The organism is Lysobacter defluvii IMMIB APB-9 = DSM 18482 (genome assembly GCF_000423325.1).
GTDB classification, from domain to species: domain Bacteria; phylum Pseudomonadota; class Gammaproteobacteria; order Xanthomonadales; family Xanthomonadaceae; genus Novilysobacter; species Novilysobacter defluvii.
Window position 1 is genome coordinate 65,491 of sequence record NZ_KE384007.1, and the last position, 17,746, is coordinate 83,236.

13 protein-coding genes and 1 pseudogene are annotated in these 17,746 nt (G+C 72.7%); 3 read left to right on the forward strand and 11 right to left on the reverse strand.

From position 1 onward, the window contains the following. The 5 genes and pseudogenes from G545_RS14660 to pilG all read right to left on the reverse strand — a co-directional run. Nucleotides 1–3,254, reverse strand: a 3,254-nt coding sequence (locus G545_RS14660; RefSeq protein ID WP_211220263.1) for an Hpt domain-containing protein, incomplete at its 3' end; no start/stop codon positions are given. An 84-nt stretch (nucleotides 3,255–3,338) separates the two neighbouring features. Beyond that, on the reverse strand, nucleotides 3,339–5,360 hold the full coding sequence (locus tag G545_RS0111990; protein ID WP_027070588.1) for a methyl-accepting chemotaxis protein: 2,022 nt from the start codon (nucleotides 5,358–5,360) through the stop codon (nucleotides 3,339–3,341). 49 nt (nucleotides 5,361–5,409) lie between these two features. Beyond that, nucleotides 5,410–5,955: pseudogene (locus G545_RS14665) on the reverse strand (chemotaxis protein CheW); the annotation flags it as partial. A gap of 14 nt (nucleotides 5,956–5,969) precedes the next feature. Further along, nucleotides 5,970–6,335 (reverse strand): response regulator, encoded by a 366-nt coding sequence (locus G545_RS0112000; RefSeq protein WP_027070589.1) that lies wholly within the window; start codon nucleotides 6,333–6,335, stop codon nucleotides 5,970–5,972. Between the two features lie 25 nt (nucleotides 6,336–6,360). Beyond that, complete coding sequence (pilG, locus tag G545_RS0112005) at nucleotides 6,361–6,762, reverse strand: twitching motility response regulator PilG (protein WP_036137906.1); 402 nt, start codon at nucleotides 6,760–6,762, stop codon at nucleotides 6,361–6,363. A gap of 206 nt (nucleotides 6,763–6,968) precedes the next feature. On the opposite strand from pilG, the gene gshB reads away from it, so the two are divergent. From gshB to G545_RS16065, 3 genes are all read left to right on the forward strand, one after another. Next, on the forward strand, nucleotides 6,969–7,943 hold the full coding sequence (gshB, locus tag G545_RS0112010; protein WP_027070591.1) for a glutathione synthase: 975 nt from the start codon (nucleotides 6,969–6,971) through the stop codon (nucleotides 7,941–7,943). 8 nt (nucleotides 7,944–7,951) lie between these two features. Further along, the gene (locus G545_RS0112015) at nucleotides 7,952–8,818 is read left to right on the forward strand and encodes an energy transducer TonB (RefSeq protein WP_081677883.1); all 867 of its coding nucleotides are present in this window, start codon (nucleotides 7,952–7,954) and stop codon (nucleotides 8,816–8,818) included. Between the two features lie 101 nt (nucleotides 8,819–8,919). Further along, nucleotides 8,920–10,146 carry a hypothetical protein gene (locus G545_RS16065; RefSeq protein WP_052347329.1) on the forward strand — a complete coding sequence of 409 codons (1,227 nt, stop codon included), beginning with the start codon at nucleotides 8,920–8,922 and terminating at the stop codon, nucleotides 10,144–10,146. A 37-nt stretch (nucleotides 10,147–10,183) separates the two neighbouring features. Here G545_RS16065 and tsaB read toward each other — a convergent pair whose 3' ends face one another. The 6 genes from tsaB to mrcB all read right to left on the reverse strand — a co-directional run bounded on the left by tsaB (nucleotide 10,184) and on the right by mrcB (nucleotide 17,677). Continuing rightward, complete coding sequence (gene tsaB, locus G545_RS0112025) at nucleotides 10,184–10,927, reverse strand: tRNA (adenosine(37)-N6)-threonylcarbamoyltransferase complex dimerization subunit type 1 TsaB (RefSeq protein ID WP_027070593.1); 744 nt, start codon at nucleotides 10,925–10,927, stop codon at nucleotides 10,184–10,186. 60 nt (nucleotides 10,928–10,987) lie between these two features. Continuing rightward, nucleotides 10,988–11,437, reverse strand: coding sequence for a hypothetical protein (locus G545_RS0112030; protein WP_027070594.1), 450 nt, complete (start codon nucleotides 11,435–11,437; stop codon nucleotides 10,988–10,990). Nucleotides 11,438–11,565: 128 nt separating this feature from the next. Next, on the reverse strand, nucleotides 11,566–12,630 hold the full coding sequence (locus G545_RS0112035) for an alpha/beta hydrolase (RefSeq protein ID WP_027070595.1): 1,065 nt from the start codon (nucleotides 12,628–12,630) through the stop codon (nucleotides 11,566–11,568). A gap of 63 nt (nucleotides 12,631–12,693) precedes the next feature. Continuing rightward, the gene (locus G545_RS14675) at nucleotides 12,694–14,757 is read right to left on the reverse strand and encodes an ATP-dependent DNA helicase (RefSeq protein WP_231553190.1); all 2,064 of its coding nucleotides are present in this window, start codon (nucleotides 14,755–14,757) and stop codon (nucleotides 12,694–12,696) included. 2 nt (nucleotides 14,758–14,759) lie between these two features. After that, complete coding sequence (locus G545_RS16000; RefSeq protein ID WP_052347330.1) at nucleotides 14,760–15,296, reverse strand: hypothetical protein; 537 nt, start codon at nucleotides 15,294–15,296, stop codon at nucleotides 14,760–14,762. Further along, a complete protein-coding gene (gene mrcB / locus G545_RS14680; RefSeq protein WP_052106720.1) occupies nucleotides 15,293–17,677 on the reverse strand; it encodes a penicillin-binding protein 1B in 2,385 nt (794 codons plus the stop codon). The genes G545_RS16000 and mrcB overlap by 4 nt, the downstream gene beginning before the upstream one ends. Between the last annotated feature and the right edge of the window lie 69 nt (nucleotides 17,678–17,746).

Below are 17,746 nucleotides of genomic sequence, written 5' to 3' on the forward strand. Positions count from 1 at the left end.
GCTTCGAGACGCTCTGCTTCGAGACGCTCTGCTTCGAGACGCTCTGCTTCGAGGCGCTCCGCCTCGAGACGCTCCGCCTCGAGACGCTCTGCCTCTAGACGCTCTGCCTCGAGACGCTCTGCCTCGAGACGTTCTGCCTCGAGGCGCTCCGCCTTGAGACGCTCTTCCTCACCGGCAGCTTCGACCCCCGCCGGGTCTTCCTCCACGACCGGTACGTCGCCGGCACCTGCCTCGACGCCGAGGCCGGTCATGTCGATGTCGACGATCGCCGGCGCTTCGATGACCGCCTCGGCGGCGGCATCGTCGTCCCCGTCACCGGCCTCCAGGGCGGACGGGCGTACCGGCGGCAGGCTGTCGCGCAGGGCTTCCATGCGCTCGGCCAGGCCCGGGAACAGCGGCACGCGGGGCTGGTCGGATTCGAGCGTGGCGAGGGTGCGGGCCACGGCCTCCGACACCGCCTCCATCGCCCCGACGCCTTCCGCGGTGGCGGGCTGGCCGCTGGCGAGCAGGCGCCGGACATAGGCCTCGGCGGGCGAGGTGATCTCGGTGATCACCGGCACCTCGGTCATCGCCAGGGCGCCGTTGAGGGTATGGATCGCACGCTGCAGGGCGTCGTCGGCCGGCTGCGGGACAGCCGCGCTGCGGTCGAGCCAGCCATGGATCGTGGACAGGTGCGAGGCGGCCTCGGCAGCGAGGATCTCCAGCAGGACGGCGTCGACGGAAGCGGGGACACCCTCCTCTTCCGGCGCCGCGCCGGGCACTTCCTGCTCCGCCGCGGCAGGCGCGGATCCCGGCTCCAAGGCTTCGCCGGGCGGCGGCGCCGTCACGGGCTCGTCCTCGACCGGCGCCTGGGCCACGGGGGCTTCGTAGCGCACCTCCTCGCCCGCGGCAACGCGGTCGGCGACCGCCTCCATCGCGGCGAGGTCGGCCGTCACCGGATCCGTCCCGGCCAGCGCGGCGCGGAACTGGGGCAGCACTTCGTGCGCCTGCCCGACCAGCGCGACCACGGCCGGGCTGGCATCGCGGCTGCCATCGAGAACCCGGTTGAGCATGTTCTCGATCTTCCAGCTGAACTCGCCCAGCGCACGTGCGCCGACGAGCCGCCCGCTGCCCTTCAGGGTGTGGAAGATGCGGCGGATCGAGCGCACCTGCTCGGTGTCGTGGGGCGCGTCGCGCCAGCCCTGCAGCAGATCGCCAAGGTTCGCGACCTCCTCGTCGAGCTCCTCCAGGAACACCTCGCGGATGTCGTCGTCGATGTCGGCGCTGTGCTCGAACCCGCCCACGGGCGGACGGCCGCCGGTGGGCTCTTCCGGTGCCGCGGAAGGCGCCGGTCCGGCCGTCACGGAGGGCTGCGCCGACGGTGCGGCAGCACTTTCCCCGGGCATGCTTCCGGGTTCGGCCCGCGTCTCCACGGCCGCGGCGGACGCCTCGCGGCCCGCCTCGATGGCCGCGGCAGGAGCTTCGGCTTCCTCCGGCGCGTCGGCAAGGTCCATGCCCAGCGCGGCCGCCGCGCCGTCGCGATCGGCAAGGCTGACCGGCGAGTCGCCCTCGGCCATCGGGACCGGCACCGGCCAGTAGCCCAGCGCCTCCAGGCTCTGGCGGGCGATGTCGAGGATGCGGTCGCGGTTCGGCCGCTGCTCGCGCAGGGCCTCCAGGTAGTACTCGATGCTGGCCAGCGCGTCGGCCATGGTGTCCAGCTGGCGGCTGTTGGGCACGCGCCTGCGCCCCAGCAACTCCAGCTCGATGTAGCGGCGGATGCCCAGCAGGTATTCCGCGGGCGAATCCAGGTCGAGGATGCGCAAGGCACCGCCGACCTCGTCGAGCAGGCGCGGGATCTCGGCGAGCTCGGCGTGGTCCCAGCCGGTCTCGACGAAGGCCACGAATGCCTGCCGCGCATCGCCGAAGTTGGCGATCGCCTCGCGGACCACCACCTCCAGCACGCGGCGCGATTCGGCGGCCATCAGGTCGGCGTCGGCGCGGTCGTCGGGCAGGCCGAGCCGGGCGACCTGCTCGTCCAGCGACGCGTCGACGTAGAGCAGCGCACCGGCGATGTCCAGCAGCGAGGCCTCGTCGGCCGGGCTGTTGCCGGCGACGATCGCGTGCATCGCGTCGCGCTGCTGCAGCACCACGCCGCGGGCCACGCCCAGGCCCATCATGCCGAGCGTATCGCTGACCCGGCCGAGGGTCTCAACCTGCGGACGCAGGTCCTCGACCCCGGTCTGGCCGGTGCGCAGGTGCAGGTCCAGGACATCCTTGACCCGCAGCAGGTCTTCCTTGATCGCCGCCGAGACCGTGTCCAGCAGCGCGCGGTTGCGTCCGCTCAGGCTGCCGCGGGCGTGCTCGATCTCGGACTCGCTGGGCAGCTGCGCGTCCAGCTCGAAGGTGTGGCGCAGCCGGTCCAGTGCCGGATGGCCGCCGTCGCTGTGGGCGACGTGGTAGAGCAGCTGGCGGGTAGGTTCGGCATTCGCCTCCTGTCCGCTGAAGCCGGTGTCGGCGAGCGCGCGGCGGGCCTCGCGCTCGACTCCGCTGAAGGCCGCGCGCAGTGCGCGCGTGGGCTGCAGCGCGCCGTCGCGAAGCGCGCCGGCCACCGACGAGGCGACCCAGAGCATGCGCCGCAGCGGTTCGACGGACACCTCCGACAGCAGCTGGTCGACCGCCCCGGCAAGTGCCTCCGGGTCACCGGGCGCGCCGTCCTCGGGCCACTGCGACAGCGCGTTGCGCAGCGCCGCGACGGCCGGGCTGGGCGGGCGCGACGAGGTGCCCACGGCCGCCGGCGGGGCGTCCGGCGCCGGCAGGTCCTGCGGCAACGGCCGGTCCAGGTCCGGCGCGAACAGGATGCTCTCGTTGAGGCCGGGTTCCCCGCGGGTGGCGCGCAGCTCGTTGAGCAGGGGCAGCAGCACGATCGGGATGTCGCGGTGCCCGCCCTGCAACCTCTCGAGGTAGTCCGGCAGCTGCACGGCGCCGCGCATGAGCATCGCGCAGGCGTCCTCGCGGTCGTCGATCCCGCCATGGACGAGCGCCAGCGCCAGCCGCTCCATCTCCTCGGCCACCATCGCCGGGGCGTACAGCTCGATCATCCGCAGCGTGCCGTGGACCTGGTGCAGCAGGCCGGCACAGGTGCGCATGTGCTCGACCTCCCCCAGCGACTGGGAGAACGCCTCGATCTCCTGGCGGGCCAGCCGCAGGGTCTCGTCGAGCTCGGGCTTGATCCAGCCGAGGGTGGTGGTGTCGATCGCGTCGCGCATCACTGTCATTGGTCATCCCCGCCGGCCGCAGGGCCGGGTGCCGGTCCTGCCGTCCGGCGGGTACTGGCTGCCATCCGTCGGTCCGCCCCGCCCTCAGGCCGGGAGCTTGAAGTCGGCGACCGAGCGACGCAGGTCGGCCGCCAGCTGCGCCAGGTTCCCAATCGACTGTGCGGTCTGGTTGGCGCCCTGGCTGGTCTGCGAGGTGATCTGCTGGATGGTGCTCATGGTGTGGGTGATGTTGGCCGCCGCCCCGGACTGCTGCTGCGCGGCCTGTGAGATGCCCTGGATGAGGCCCGACAGGTCGGACGACACCTTTTCGATCTCGCCCAGCGCGGTGCCGGCGTCCTCGGCCAGGCGCGCGCCGGCCACCACCTCGGACGTGGTCTGCTCCATCGAGCTGACCGCCTCGTTGGTGTCGGCCTGGATGGTCTGGACCAGCGATTCGATCCGCTTGGTCGCGTTCGACGAGCGTTCGGCAAGGCGCTGCACTTCGTCGGCGACCACCGCGAAGCCGCGGCCGGCCTCGCCCGCGGACGCCGCCTGGATCGAGGCGTTCAGCGCCAGGATGTTGGTCTGCTCGGAGATGTCGTTGATCAGTTCGACGATGGAGCCGATCTCCTGCGAGCTCTCGCCCAGCCGCTTGATGCGCTTGGAGGTCTCCTGGATCTGGTCACGGATGTTGTCCATGCCCTGGATCGTCTGCCGCACGACGCCGGCGCCGGTGGTGGCGATCTGCACCGAGCGCTGCGCCACGTCCGCCGACTCGGCGGAGTTGCGCGACACCTGGTCGATGCTGGCGGCGATCTCGCTGATGCGGCCGGAGGCAGAGGTGATCTCCTGTGCCTGGTGCTCGGCGGCCTCGGCCAGGTGCATCGCGGTGGCCTGGGTCTCCTGGGCGCTGGCGGCGACCTGCACCGAGGTGTCGGTGATGGTCTGCACCAGGCTGCGCAGCTGCTCGATGGCGAAGTTGATCGAGTCCGCGATGGCGCCGGTCACGTCCTCGGTGACGGTGGCCTTGACGGTCAGGTCGCCCTCGGCGAGCGAACCCATCTCGTCCAGCAGGCGCATGATCGCCTCCTGGTTGCGGTCGTTGAGCTCCTTGGTGGTCTCGTAGCGCGCCTGCTGCTGGCGGTTGAGCGAGAACAGCAGGCCGCCGATCGCCAGCAGCGCCAGGGCGCCGGACACGATCGAGATCCAGATGTTGCCGACCAGGCTGGTGTCGCGCAGCGAGCCGAACGCGGTGAAGGCGTCGAACAGCGAACGCGCCTCGTCCAGCAGGCTCTCGGACCCGGCGGTGATGGCGTCGGCCGCGGACTGCGCCGCGACCAGGTCGCCCGAGGAGGCCAGGATGGCGTCCAGGTCGGTGCGCATCTCCTCCCACAGCGTCTCGGCCTGCGCCAGCGTCTCCAGCGCGGCTGCGTTGGACAGCGCGGCCACACCGGAGGCTTCGTCGCCGGAGCGCAGGCCGGCCAGCACGGTGCCGAACAGCGTCGCGTCGCGCTGCAGCCCCTCGCTGGCGGTGGTCGCGGCCGGGCCGCCGGCACGGATCTCGGTCACGCGGCGGGCCATGGTTCCCGACAGCACGACCTGGCGCAGGGCGTAGTAGACCTGCGAGGACGGCGAGCCGCTGGAGGACATCGCCCGCACCAGCTCGTCGAGCCGTGCCTGCAGGTCCGGGACCCGCGCGGTGAAGCTGTCGGCGCGCCCGGCCAGGCCCAGCACGGCCTCCTGGCTGGCGGCCAGCTGCGCGGCGCTCTGCTCCAGCGGCGCCCAGGTCGCATTGGCCTGCTCGAGCGGCCCGGCCACCCCCGGGGTGGAGCCGAACTGCCCGGTCAGGCGCTCCAGGGTGCCGTCGATCTGCCCGCGCGTGCGGTTGAAGGCCTCGAACGCGGCCGCCTCGCCGCCCACCGCCTCGCGGGCGTGGACCGCCAGCTGCTGCGAGTACACGCGCAGGTCGGAGGCCGAGGTGCTGGCACCGCCCAGCTGGGCACCCTTCCAGGTCGCGTAGCCGGTGTTGAGGCCGAACACCAGCACCGCCAGGGCCAGCAACACCAGCCAGGTGTTGACGCCGGCATTGCGGACCTTGCCGGCCACGGAGTTCATATCAGTGCTCATGGTCTTCCTCGGGTGTGTCGCTGGCGCTGGTGTGCGGGCGGGCCCCGTCCGACGCGGCCTGCCTGAATTCGGGGGTACGGGTCAGCCGGTCCAGGCTGAAGATGCCCCAGTCGTGGTCGTCGAGCCGGAACGCCCGGTCGACGAAGTGGGAGTAGCGGCCGGCCGGGATGCCGGACGCGGCCAGGACGGCGTCGTCCAGCCGCTGGGAGGGCAGGAAGCTGCGCTGGCCGAACAGCTCGTCGATCAGCACCGCGACGTTGCCGCCCTCCTGCCGCACCACCAGCATCCGCTGGCCCTCGTGCAGCACGGTGCGCACGCCCTCCAGCAGCTGCTTCAGGTCGGCGACGGGCAGCAGGTTGCCGCGGACGTTGGCCAGCCCGAGCATCCATGGCTGCGCGCCGGGCACCGGGGTGACCTGCGGCAGCGGCAGGATCTCGACCACCTCGTCGAAGCTGGACGCCAGCCGGCGGCGCCCGATGCGGTAGCCGATGCCGCGCCACAGTCCGGGCGTGTCGAGCTGCTCCGGCAGGCCGGCCACGTGCGCCAGGCTGCGGCGCTCGTAGTCCAGCAGGATGTCGAAGGCATCCACCGCCATGGCAGCCAGGCTGGTCACGGCTCCAGCAGCGCGTTGATGCGCGCGACCAGGTCTTCCTCGCGCGGCGGCTTGACGATGTAGTCGCGGGCGCCCTGCCGCAGGCCCCAGGCCTTGTCGGTCTCCATGCCCTTGGTGCTGACGATCAGCACCGGGATGGACCGGGTGTCGTCGTCGCGCGACAGCGCGCGGGTCGCCTGGAACCCGTTCATGCCGGGCAGGATGATGTCCATCAGCACCAGGTCCGGCCGCTCGCGGCGGCACATCTCGATGCCGTCCTCGGCATTGTCGGACGCGAGTACACGGTGCCCGTTGCGTTCCAGCAACTGGGTCAGGACCGCCGTATCGGTCGGCGAATCCTCGATCAGCAGGATGCGTGCCATGAATCCCCCACCCCCCTGGGGCGAATCAGTCTGCGTTGTTTACGTGGGTACGGATCGCGTCGAGGAGCTCCTCACGCGTGAAAGGCTTGGTGAGGTACTGCTCGGACCCGACGATCCGGCCACGCGCCTTGTCGAACAGCCCGTCGCGGGACGAGAGCATGATGACCGGCGTGGACTTGAACACTTGGTTGTTCTTGATCAGCGCGCAGGTCTGGTACCCGTCCAGCCGCGGCATCATGATGTCGACGAAGATGATCTGCGGCTGCTGGTCGGCGATCTTGGCCAGCGCCTCGAACCCGTCGGTGGCGGTGACCACCTCGCACCCTTCGCGCTTGAGCAGGGTCTCGGCCGTCCTGCGGATGGTCTTCGAGTCGTCGATGACCATGACCCGCAAGCCTTCCAGGCTCCTGCGACCTTCGTCTTGCATGTGACTGACACCCCTGTGGCGATGCGCCCGACGCGTATCCCCGTGGCGCGTCGCGAGGCATCCTTTATTTCAAGCAAGCGACCGAGTGTCAAGCCGCGGTGACGAACGGCGGCGCCCCCCGCGACGCCCGTCACGCCCCGTGCCCCGCCACGCCGGCGGGCGCCCCGCGGCTGGTAGGATCGGCACAGGACATTCCCGGCGCCGCCATGCCCCTCGATATCGTCGTCGTGATGGACCCGATCGGGTCGATCAACATCGCCAAGGACTCCACCTTCGCCATGCTGCTGGAGGCCCAGCGCCGCGGGCACCGGCTGCTGTACGTGCGCCCCGGCGGCCTGGCGGTGGACAACGGCGCCGCCGTGGCCACCATGGCGCCGCTGCAGGTGCGCGAGGACCCGTCCGGCTGGTACCAGCTGGGGGACTGGGCGACGACCCCGCTCGGCCCCGGCCACGTGGTGCTGGTGCGCACCGATCCGCCGGTCGACGCCGAGTACATCCACGACACCCAGGTGCTGGGCCTGGCCCAGGCGGCCGGGGCGATGGTCGTCAACGACCCGCAGGGGCTGCGCGACTACAACGAGAAGCTCGCCGCGCTGCTGTTCCCGCAGTGCTGCCCGCCGACCCTGGTCAGCCGCGACGCCGCCGCCCTGAAGGCCTTCGTGGCCCGCCACGGTCGCGCGGTGCTCAAGCCCCTGGACGGCATGGGCGGGCGATCGATCTTCCTGCTCACGCATGGCGAGGCCAACACCAACGTGGTGCTGGAGACGCTCACCCAGGGCGGGCGGAGCCTGGCGATGGCGCAGCAGTACCTGCCGGAAATCTCCGAGGGCGACAAGCGGATCCTGCTGGTCGACGGCGAGCCGGTGGACTACTGCCTGGCGCGGATCCCGCAGGGCGACGAGTTCCGCGGCAACCTGGCCACCGGTGGCCGCGGAGAGGGGCGCCCGCTCAGTGACCGCGACCGCTGGATCGCGTCGCAGGTCGGTCCGGAGATGAAGCGCCGCGGCATGGTGTTCGTCGGGCTGGACGTCATCGGCGACTGGCTGACCGAGGTCAACGTGACCAGCCCGACCTGCATCCGCGAGCTGGACGCGCAGTTCGGGCTGAACATCGCCGGCCGGCTGTTCGACGCCATCGAGGCACGCGCCGGCTCCGGCCCGGCGGCCCCGCGCGCGGAGTGACTACCGCGATGGCGGCGGCACGCGGCTTCCACGACTCGGGCCAGCGCCTGGGCGCGACCATGGCGCTGTCCCTCGCGCTGCATGCGATCGTGCTGCTGGGGGTGGGCTTCACGCTGCACCAGGCCGCGCCGGTGGTACCGACGCTGGATGTCATCCTGACCCGCACCACCACCGCGCTGACCCCGGAGCAGGCCGATTTCCTGGCCCAGGCCAGCAACCAGGGCGGTGGCGAACACGACCACAGCACCCGCCCGAGGGAGAACCAGGCCGGGCCGCTGCCACGCCCGAGCACCGGGCTGGCGGCCCAGCAGCTGCAGGCCCAGGCACCCGATCCGCAACCGGCGCCCGAGGCGCGGGTGGTGGACAGCGCGCGCGGCGAGGCGCCCGCCGCGGTCGCCCGCGACACGCCGGAGCCGGAGACCCGCCCGCTCCCCCGCGGCCGCGAACGCATCGAGCACGACATGGAGATGGCGCGCTTGGCGGCCGAGATCCACCTGCGCTCGGAGCAGTACGCGAAGCGGCCCTCGCGCAAGTTCGTCTCCGCCAGCACCACCGAGTACGCCTGGGCCGGATACCTGCGCGAGTGGGTGGATCGCGTGGAGCGCGTCGGCAACCTCAACTACCCGGACGAGGCACGCCGGCGCCGGCTTTCGGGCGAAGTGGTGATCAGCGTCGCGATCCGCCGGGACGGAAGCGTCGAGCAGTCGCGGATCCTGCGCAGCAGCGGCATCCCGCTGCTGGACGACTCGGCGCTGCGCATCGCCGCGCTGGCCGAGCCGTATCCCCCGCTGCCGCGGACCGAAGAGGATCCGGACATCCTGCACGTGACGCGCACCTGGGCGTTCCTGGCCGGTGGGGAGCTGGTGGACCGCTGAGGCCGGTGGCAGTTCCGGTCGCGGGATTGCGTTGTCTGGAGGGCCCGGGGATGACCGGGTGCGGCCGGGCCGCCGTACGGTCCGTCACTCCGGAGCACGCCATGCCCAGCACCAAGCCCTGCCTCGTCGCCGCGATCGCCGCGGGCGTCGCCCTCGTTTCCCTGCCCGCGGCGGCGCAGCAGCCGCAGGCCGAGCTCCACATCGACGTGGCCACCCACAGCGCCCCCGGGATGCCCGGGATGGGGGCCGCCGGGCGCCTGGCCGGGATGATGGGAGGTGGCAAGGCCAGCTACGGCATGGCCCGCCACCCGGCGATGCCCGGCAAGTACCTGGACCTGGCCCTGTACAACCGCAACCGCCCGGGCACCGCGGCGCGCCAGGCGATCCCCGAGGGCGCGCGGATGGGCCCCCACCTCGACCTGCTCCCCCCTCCCCGGCCGGTCGAGACGGCACGCGACGCGAATCCGATCGCCAACGCCACCGGCCAGGCGGACGGCGGCCGCGGCCGCATCCTCTACTACTGGGGCTGCGGCGAGACGGTGGGCGCGGGCCAGCCCCGGGAGTTCTCGTTCGAGGTGCGCGATGGCGAGTTCCGCACCACCGGCGACGCACCCGCGCCGCGGGCGGTGGCCGATGCCGGCATCAGCGCCGGGCCGGAGTATGGCCTGTGGCCGAACGACACCCACGGCCCGATGGTCCCGGCCGACGCCTCGCTGCGCGGTGGCCACCACGTCACCGGCGAGGCCCTGCCCGACTCGATGCGGTTCGAGCTGCAGCAGGCGCATGACTTCATGCCGGCCCTGGACGTGGAGCGCAGTGGCTCGGCGGCGGACGGCATCACCCTGCAGTGGCAGCCGGTCGACGGCGCCCGCGCCTACTTCCTCCACGCCATGGGCAGCCGGGGCGACGACACCATGGTGATGTGGAGCAGCTCGGAGGTCGGCAACGCCGGCCCGGAACTGATCACCTATCTGTCCAGCGCCCAGGCCGACCGGTGGGTCGGGGAGAAGGTGCTGCTGGACCGCGACGCGCGCTCGTGCACCATCCCGCGCGAGGTCTTCGCCGGCGACGGCACGGCGGTGGAACCGATGGTGCAGATGGTCGCCTACGGCGGCGACAGCACCATCCAGCAGCCGCGCCCGGCCGACGCGCCGGCTGGCTGGGCTCCGGAGTGGCAGGTGCGGGTCCGCAACAAGTCGACGGCGATGCTGGTCCCGGGCATGGAGGGCATGGCGGTGCCGGACGCCAGGGACGTCGCCGGGGAAACCGGGAAGGACCAGGTGAAGCGGGCCGCGCGCGGCCTGTTGCGGGGGATCCTGGGGCGTTGAGCCCCTGGTCCGGCGCCAGCCCTGGCGCGCGGAGCGGTCAGGGCGTCCGGGCGCCGCGGAGCGCCTGTTGCTCGCCAATGGTCAGCGCGACCTGGTTGCGCAGGTAGGCCGGTTCGACGTCGTGCGGGGCCACCGCCTCGCCCCGGGCCCATGCGCGTGCGGCAAGACGGGCAAGTCGGCCCGCCCGCGGCAGCGCGGCCGGATCGGTCGCCCGCAGCCGGCCGGCGAGCCTGGTGGCGAGCGCGCCGTCCAGGGCGGCCAGCCCGGTACCCACTGCCACCCAGCCTGGACCCTGGTCCGCGTCGCCTCCGGTCGCCGTGGGCAGGTCGATCGCGTCCGGCGCGCCCACCGTCTCGGCCTCCAGTGCCAGGGCATCGCCGTCGCGCAGCTCGAAGCTTCCGGCGTAGACCTCCTGCATCCGCGCATCCAGCGTGGCCAGCACGCGGATCGGCGCCGGATCCGGAACCAGCCGGGTCGCCTCCATCGCCAGCACCGCGAGCGTCGACACCGGCACCAGCGGCCGGTCCAGCCCGAGCGCCAGTCCCTGCGCGACCGCGATCCCCAGGCGCACGCCGGTGAAGGCACCCGGTCCGCGGCCGACCGCGACGGCATCCAGTTGCGAGCGTGCCACGCCGGCTTCGGCGAGCACCTGTCCGCACCACGGCAGCACCAGCTCGGCATGGCGGCGCGGCGCCAGCTCGAAGCGCTCCACCACCTCCCCGCCGCTCAGCACGGCGACCGAGCAGGCTTCGGTGGAGGTCTCGATGGCGAGCAGGTTCATTGCACGGCGTCCGGGAGCGGGCCGGACAGGGTAGCGCCCGCGGCCGGGCGGCGGGAGCGCTCAGCGCACCAGGTCGGCGCGCGCGGTGATGGGACCGAAGTCGACCGCGCCCGACGGGTCGCGCATGCACGGCGTGTTGAAGAAGCCCACCACGTAGGTGCCGGGGCCGGCCTCGAAGCCGGAGTCGAGCACCCAGTCGTTCCCCTCCGGGTCGCGCGCGCCCAGGTTGATGCCGCCGTTCTCCAGCCGGCGCCAACGGGTGATTTGCCAGCCATCGTCGCGCCAACGGTCGTGCACTTCGTCCAGGATCCGGGCCGCGTCGTCGGCGGGCGCCACCGCCCGGGTGCCCACCCAGACCGTGTAGATGTCGTCGCGCTGCTCCCCCTCGCTGCCCGCGCAGCGGTTGGCGCGCACCTCGAACTTCTCGCGGCGCAGCGGCAGGCTGTCGAGGAAGGCCTCCACCTTCGGGGCGAAGGCCTGCGCGGCGTCTCGGCTGGGCTTGGTCTGCATGGCTCCCTTCTCTACACCGTCGGCCGGGGCGCGGCAACCGGCGGCCAGCAGGAATACGAATGCGCACACGAAGGCCGCGCCGGGGGGTACGCGGCGCGGCCAGGGGCGTCGTGGATCATCCGGTCGGCTCAACCCACCCGCCTGCGCTCGGTGGTCACCTGCGAGTAGTTGCCGGTGATGATGTAGGCCTGGTTGCGCAGCGACTCGCTGCCGTTGTCCCAGTACGACGAATGCCCGGACAGGTCGCCGGTGGCGATGCGCTGGCCGCCGAAGCTCCAGTCGACTGGGCTGTTGCCATGGGCCTGGGTGTAGGTGACCACGTCGTTGCTGTTCGCGCCGGCCCAGAAGTGGTCGGCGCCGATGTTCATCTCGTCGACGTCGCCGATGGTGATGTCGTCGAACAGGCCGACGTTGGACGGCACCTCGTAGCCCATGCCGGGGCTGCCCATGGCGATGATGTCGGTGGCGCCGAGCCCGCCGTCGAGGGCGTCGGCGGTGCCGACCACGGTCGAGCCATAGGAGTGGCCAATCACGGTGATCCGGGCGTCGTCGTTGCGCTCGCCCAGCCCCTGGGTGAAGGACTGCAGGTCGGGCGCGCCGTCGGTCGCGTACCCCGGGAGTACCGCGGCGGGAATGTGGTCGGGCGCGTCGTAGCCCAGCCAGGCAATCGCCACCGTGTCGCCGGACCCGGGCACCATCTCCGACTGGGCACGCAGTTCATCGGCGCGGTCCAGCGAGCCGCCGAAGTTGCCCAGGTCGCTGCCGGTCCCCGGAACGTAGACGGCGATGTTGTCGGCGTGGTCGGGGTTGCCGACCGAGGCGACGATCTTCGCGTCCTCGCCGCCGGGGCCGGGCGGCTGGTAGCCGAGCAGGTGGATGCGCTCGCCCTCCGGCCCGTTCCAGGATTGTTCGATGCGGTCCAGCAGCGCCCGCGCCTCGGTGGGCTGGCTGCCGTTGGCCGCGTCCTCGCGCAGCACCTGCAGGTTCGCCTCGTGGCGGACCTCGGCCGGCAGCCCGTCCATTCCGCCCAGCGAGTCGGCCTGGTAGAGCATGTGCGCCTGCTGCTCGACCGCCGAGAGCCCGCTCCACCACTCGCCGGCCCGGGCTGCATCCATGCCCGCCGGGGGCGGCGCCGGGCACCAGGCGGGGCCCTGCTGGAGGGAGTGCGCGTCGAAGGAAACCGGAGCGGTCATGGCGTGGCTCCACGTCCATGGAGGGAGGATGGCACCGATCCAAGCACATGCCGCCCGGCGCGGTCAGCTGGGGCAAACCCCTGCAGCGGCCACCGCCGGCACCGGCCGCTCCGCGAGGAAGGCCTGGACCCGGGCCGCCTCGCGGGTGCGCGGCAACGGCGGCAGCGAATCAAGGAACACGCGGCCATAGCTGCGCCCGGTCAGCCGCGGATCGCACAGCACCAGCACGCCGCGGTCGCCCTCGGTCCGGATCAGCCGCCCGGCGCCCTGCTTCAGCGCGATCACCGCCTGCGGCAGCTGCTCGTCGCGGAACGGGTTGCCCCCGCTTCGCCGCACCGCGTCCAGGCGCGCCTCGAAGACCGGGTCGTCGGGCGCGGCGAAGGGCAGCTTGTCGATCACCACCACCCCCAGCGCGTCGCCTGGGACGTCGACCCCCTCGCGGAAGCTGGCGGTGCCCAGCAGCACCCCGTTGCCGCTGGCCCGGAACCGCTCCAGCAATACGGGACGGGGCGCCTCGCCCTGCACGAACAGGGGCCAGGGCGCGCCGCGCAGCAGCCCGGCCGCCTCGCGCAACGCACGGTGCGAGGCGAACAGCAGGAAGGCACGCCCGCCCGAGGCCTCCAGCACCGGCCACACCGCGCGAACGACCGCCTCCGTGTACCCCGGCGACGACGGTTCGGGCATGCGCGGCGGCAGGTAGCACAGCGCCTGCTGCGGCCAGTCGAAGGGACTGGGCGCGAGCAGCGTGCGCGGCTTCGACAGGCCCAGCTTGATCGCGAAGTGCTCGAAGCGGCCGCCGATCGCCAACGTCGCGGAGGTGAACACCCACGCCGCCTGCGACCGCGCCCGGTGCCGCGCGAGCGGCCCGGCCACATCCAGCGGGGTCCGGCTGAGCCGGAAGCCGCGCGCGGTGAGTTCGTACCAGGTCACCGAGGGGTCGCCGTCCTCCACCAGCGGGCCGCGGTCGTCGGGCGGGTCGCCTGCGGGCGCGTCCTGGCCTGCGATGTCCTCCGCGTCGGCGGGCTCTTCTTCGCCATCCTCCCGCCAGCGCTTCAGCCGGTTGGCGAAGTCGCGGGCGCGCGCGGCGCAGCCATCCAGCCCGGGCGCGGCCTCGCGCACCGGCAGCAGCGCGGCATGGAGCGTCTCGAGCGCCGCGGCCAGCTGGTCCAGTGCGTCCTCCACCTCCGGCAGTTCGCCCGCGCGCACCCGGGTTCCCCGCACCGGCAGTTCGTCCATGGCGGCGCGTAGTGCGCGTGTCGCGTGCTCCAGCGCGCGAGCCGGTTCCTGCAGCACCGCCACCGCCCCCGGCGACTCCTTCGCCTCGGCGATCGCATCGCGCGCCAGTTCCACCAGCGGCCGCGCACTGAGCGACTCGCCGAAGAACTGCGCGGCCAGCTCCGGCAGCTGGTGGGCCTCGTCGATGATGAACGCCTCGGCGCCCGGCAGGACCTCGGCGAAACCTTCCTGGCGCAGCGCGAGGTCGGCCAGCAACAGGTGGTGGTTGACCACCACCAGGTCCGCCGCCTGCGCACGCTGCCGCGCCTGGACCACGAAGCACTCGGAAAAGAACGGGCAGTCGCTGCCCAGGCAGTTGTCGACGGTGGAGGTCACCATCGGCAGAAGCGGCGAGTCGTCGGGCAGGCCTTCCAGTTCGGCCATGTCGCCCATGCGGGTGCGTCCGGCCCAGGCCACCACGCGCTGGAACTGCGCGGCGACCTCGCGGCTGGCGAAGCGGCCGCCGCCCTTGGCCTGGTCCAGGCGGTAGTGGCACAGGTAGTTGGCCCGGCCCTTGAGCAGGGCGGTCTTCAGGCCCCGCCCGAGCGCATCGCGCACCCGCGGAAGGTCGCGGTGGTACAGCTGGTCCTGCAGCGCGCGCGTCCCGGTGGACACGATGGTCTTGCGGCCGGACAGGATCGCCGGCACCAGGTAGGCGAAGGTCTTGCCGGTGCCGGTGCCCGCCTCGGCCATCAGCACCCCGCGGGCCGCGATGGCCTCCGCCACCTCGGCCGAGAGGTCCTGCTGCGACGGGCGCGGGGCGAAGGCGGCGATGTTGCGCGCCAGCTCGCCTCCCTCGCTCAGCGCCTCGCGGCTTGCCGCCGCCAGCGGATGTGCGTCGCCGGGCTCCACGCTCAGTAACGCGGCACCGGGCCCACCGTGCACGCGTCGCGTGCCTCGCGCGAACGCTCGACTACCTGCGCCCACTGGGGGTCCCGGGCGGCATAGACCTGCGCCACCTGGTGCAGGGTTTCCCAGTGCCGGCGGCAATGCGGGCCGGCGCTGGTGCCGATCTCGATGGCCAGCCGCGCCCGGCTGCGCGCGCCTTCCAGGTCGCGCAGCAGCAAGGCCAGCTCGGCCCGCTCCTGCAACAGCACCGGGTCGCGCGGGGTCAGCTCCAGCGCCTCGTCGAGGGTCGCCGCCGCGGCTTCCAGCTCGCCAGCCTCCAGCTGCCGCGTGGCCTGCGCGCGCAGGTCGGCGACCTGGTTCGCACCGAGGGGCGTGACCACCAGCTCCTGCCGGTTGCCGTCGTGCCCCGCGGTGCGGATCGCCGCGATGGCGGCGATCGGGTCGAAGGAATCCGCGGGCGCCGGCTGCACTGGCGACGTGCCGGCGCAGCCCGCCAGCAGGGCAGCGGCACATGCCGCCAACGTGATCCGGTACCGGCTCATTCGCCTTGCTCCTCCGCTTGCGCCCCTGCCTCTTCCCGCCGGCCGAAGCCAAGCCACTCCAGCAGCCCCCGGCGCTCGCTCTCGACCGGCTCGGGCTCGGGCGGCTGGCAGGGTACGTAGGCCGGCGCGAAGTTGGTGACGAAGGCGAAGCGGCGCGCACCGGGGCAGCCGGCGTCGGTCACGTTGTTGCCGACCACCCAGCGCCAGTCGAGCCCCTCGTCGCCGACCTCCAGGGCGCTGCTGGGGAGCTGCGTGAACAGCCGCGACCACACCCGCATCGCGCCGGTGGACCCGTACAGCCCGGTCGGCTCGTTGTCGTCGTTGCCGACCCAGGCCACCGCGAGGTGGTCGCCGGTGTAGCCGGCGAACCAGCTGTCGCGGCTGTCGTTGCTGGTACCGGTCTTCCCGGCCGGGGCCAGGTCGCCCAGTCCATCGGCAACCAGGCGCCGGCCGGTCCCGGACCGCACCGCCTCCTGCAGCGCGATGGTGGTCAGGCGCGCGGCGATGGCGTCCCTCTCGTTCGCCGGTGCCGGCGGCTGGTCGTAGCGGTTGAGGGCCCGCCCGTCGCCGTCGAGCACGCCGCGCACCGCGCGCAGCGCCTGGATCTCGCCGCCGGAGGCGATGAACTGGTACAGCTGCGCCATCGCGTAAGGGCTCTGGTCGATCGAACCCAGGATCAGCGAGGGGTTGGCGGGCGCACGGATGCCCGCCAGGTCCTGCAGCAGGCCGGCGATGACCGCCGGCCCCACGTCCATGCCGACCCGCACCGTGGCCTGGTTGTAGGAACGCGCGAGCGCGTCGATCAGCCGCACGGTGCCGTGGCTCTCCCCGTCGGAGTTGCCGGGGCTCCACACCTGGCCGTTGTCGAGCGTGATGCTGACCGGGCTGTCGTCGACCCAGCTGGCCAGCGACCACTGCCGCGGGTTCGCCAGCGCCATCAGGTAGACGAACGGCTTGATCAGCGAGCCGACCGGGCGGTGCGCCTCGATCGCGCGGTTGAAGCCATGCGCGGCCGGGGTGCCGCTGCCGACCACGGCCAGGATCTCGCCCTGGTGCACGTCGGTGAGCACCAGCGCGGCCTCCAGGTCGGGGCGGTCCTCGCTTTCCAGCGCCTTCAGGGTGCCGGTCACCGCGCCCTCGGCATAGGCCTGGGCGGAGGGCGACATCGCCGTCATCACCGCCAGGCCCGCCCCGGCCAGGGCGTCGGCGGTGTAGTCGTTGGCGAGGTGCCGCCGGACCACGTCGATGTAGGCCGGGAACCGGTTCGCGCTGGTGGTGCCGGGGCGTGGCGTCACCCCCAGCGGCGCCTCGAGCGCCCGCTGGTACTCCGCGTCGGCGATCAGGCCCGTCTCGTGCATCTCGCCCAGCACGAAGTTGCGCCGTTCCAGGGCGCGCTCGGGATGCCGGCGGGGATCGTAGTAGGACGGCCCGCGCACGACCCCGATCAACAGCGCGATCTGTTCGGTGCTCAGCTCGTCCAGGTCGCGCGCGAACCAGAACTCCGCCGCCGCCGAGACCCCGTGGATCGCCTGCGAGCCGCGCTGGCCCCAGTACACCTGGTTGAAGTAGGCCTCCAGGATGACCTGCTTGTCATAACGGGCCTCGATCAGCACCGCGTAGATCATCTCGTTGAACTTGCGGGTCCAGGTCTGCTCGCGGCCGATGCCCAGCAGGCCGCTGCGGGCCAGCTGCTGGGTCAGGGTGCTCGCGCCCTGGCGCTTCTCGCCGGCCTTCAGGTTGACCCACAGCGCGCGCATGATGCCGCTCAGGTCCAGCCCGTGGTGGTGTGCGAAGTCCCGGTCCTCCACGGCCTGCAGCCCGGTGACGAGCAGCTCCGGGACCTCGTGCAGCTGTACCAGGCGGCGCTCTTCCTGCTTCTGGCCGTACAGGGTGGCGATGCGGGCCGGGTCCAGGCGCGCGGAGGCGATCGCCTCGCCCCCGGCCTCGCGCAGCCGCGAGACCACCCCGCCGCCGACGGCCAGCTCGATCCGCCGTGGTGGCACCGGGCCGCCCACGTCATTGAAGCCGCGGCTGGAGATCCTCCACTGCGCGCCGTCGCGGGCGTAGGTGCCGGGTCGTTCGCCGTCTCCTTCCTGGTAGCCGGCGGCGTCGAGCTCGGTCTTCAGCGTCGCCGAGTCCATCGGCATGCCGGAGGCGAGCTCCAGCGGCCGGGCGTACACGCGCGTCGGCAGCTGCCAGCGCAGCTGGTCGAAGCGTTCGCTGACCTCGTGGTTGAGGTACAGGGTGTACGGCACCAGGAAGCCGGCCGCCAGGCCCGCGGCCGCCAGCACCCAGGTGAGGATGCGGCGTGGCCATGGCGACGGGTGGTCGGGGTCCCGCGGACGGGGTTCGCGCTTGGGATCGGGTCGGGTTCGCGCCACGGCAGGAATGAAATGACAGGGCCGGGCCCCAGGTGGTCCCGGAGTCTATCGCAGCCGCAGTGGGGCGCC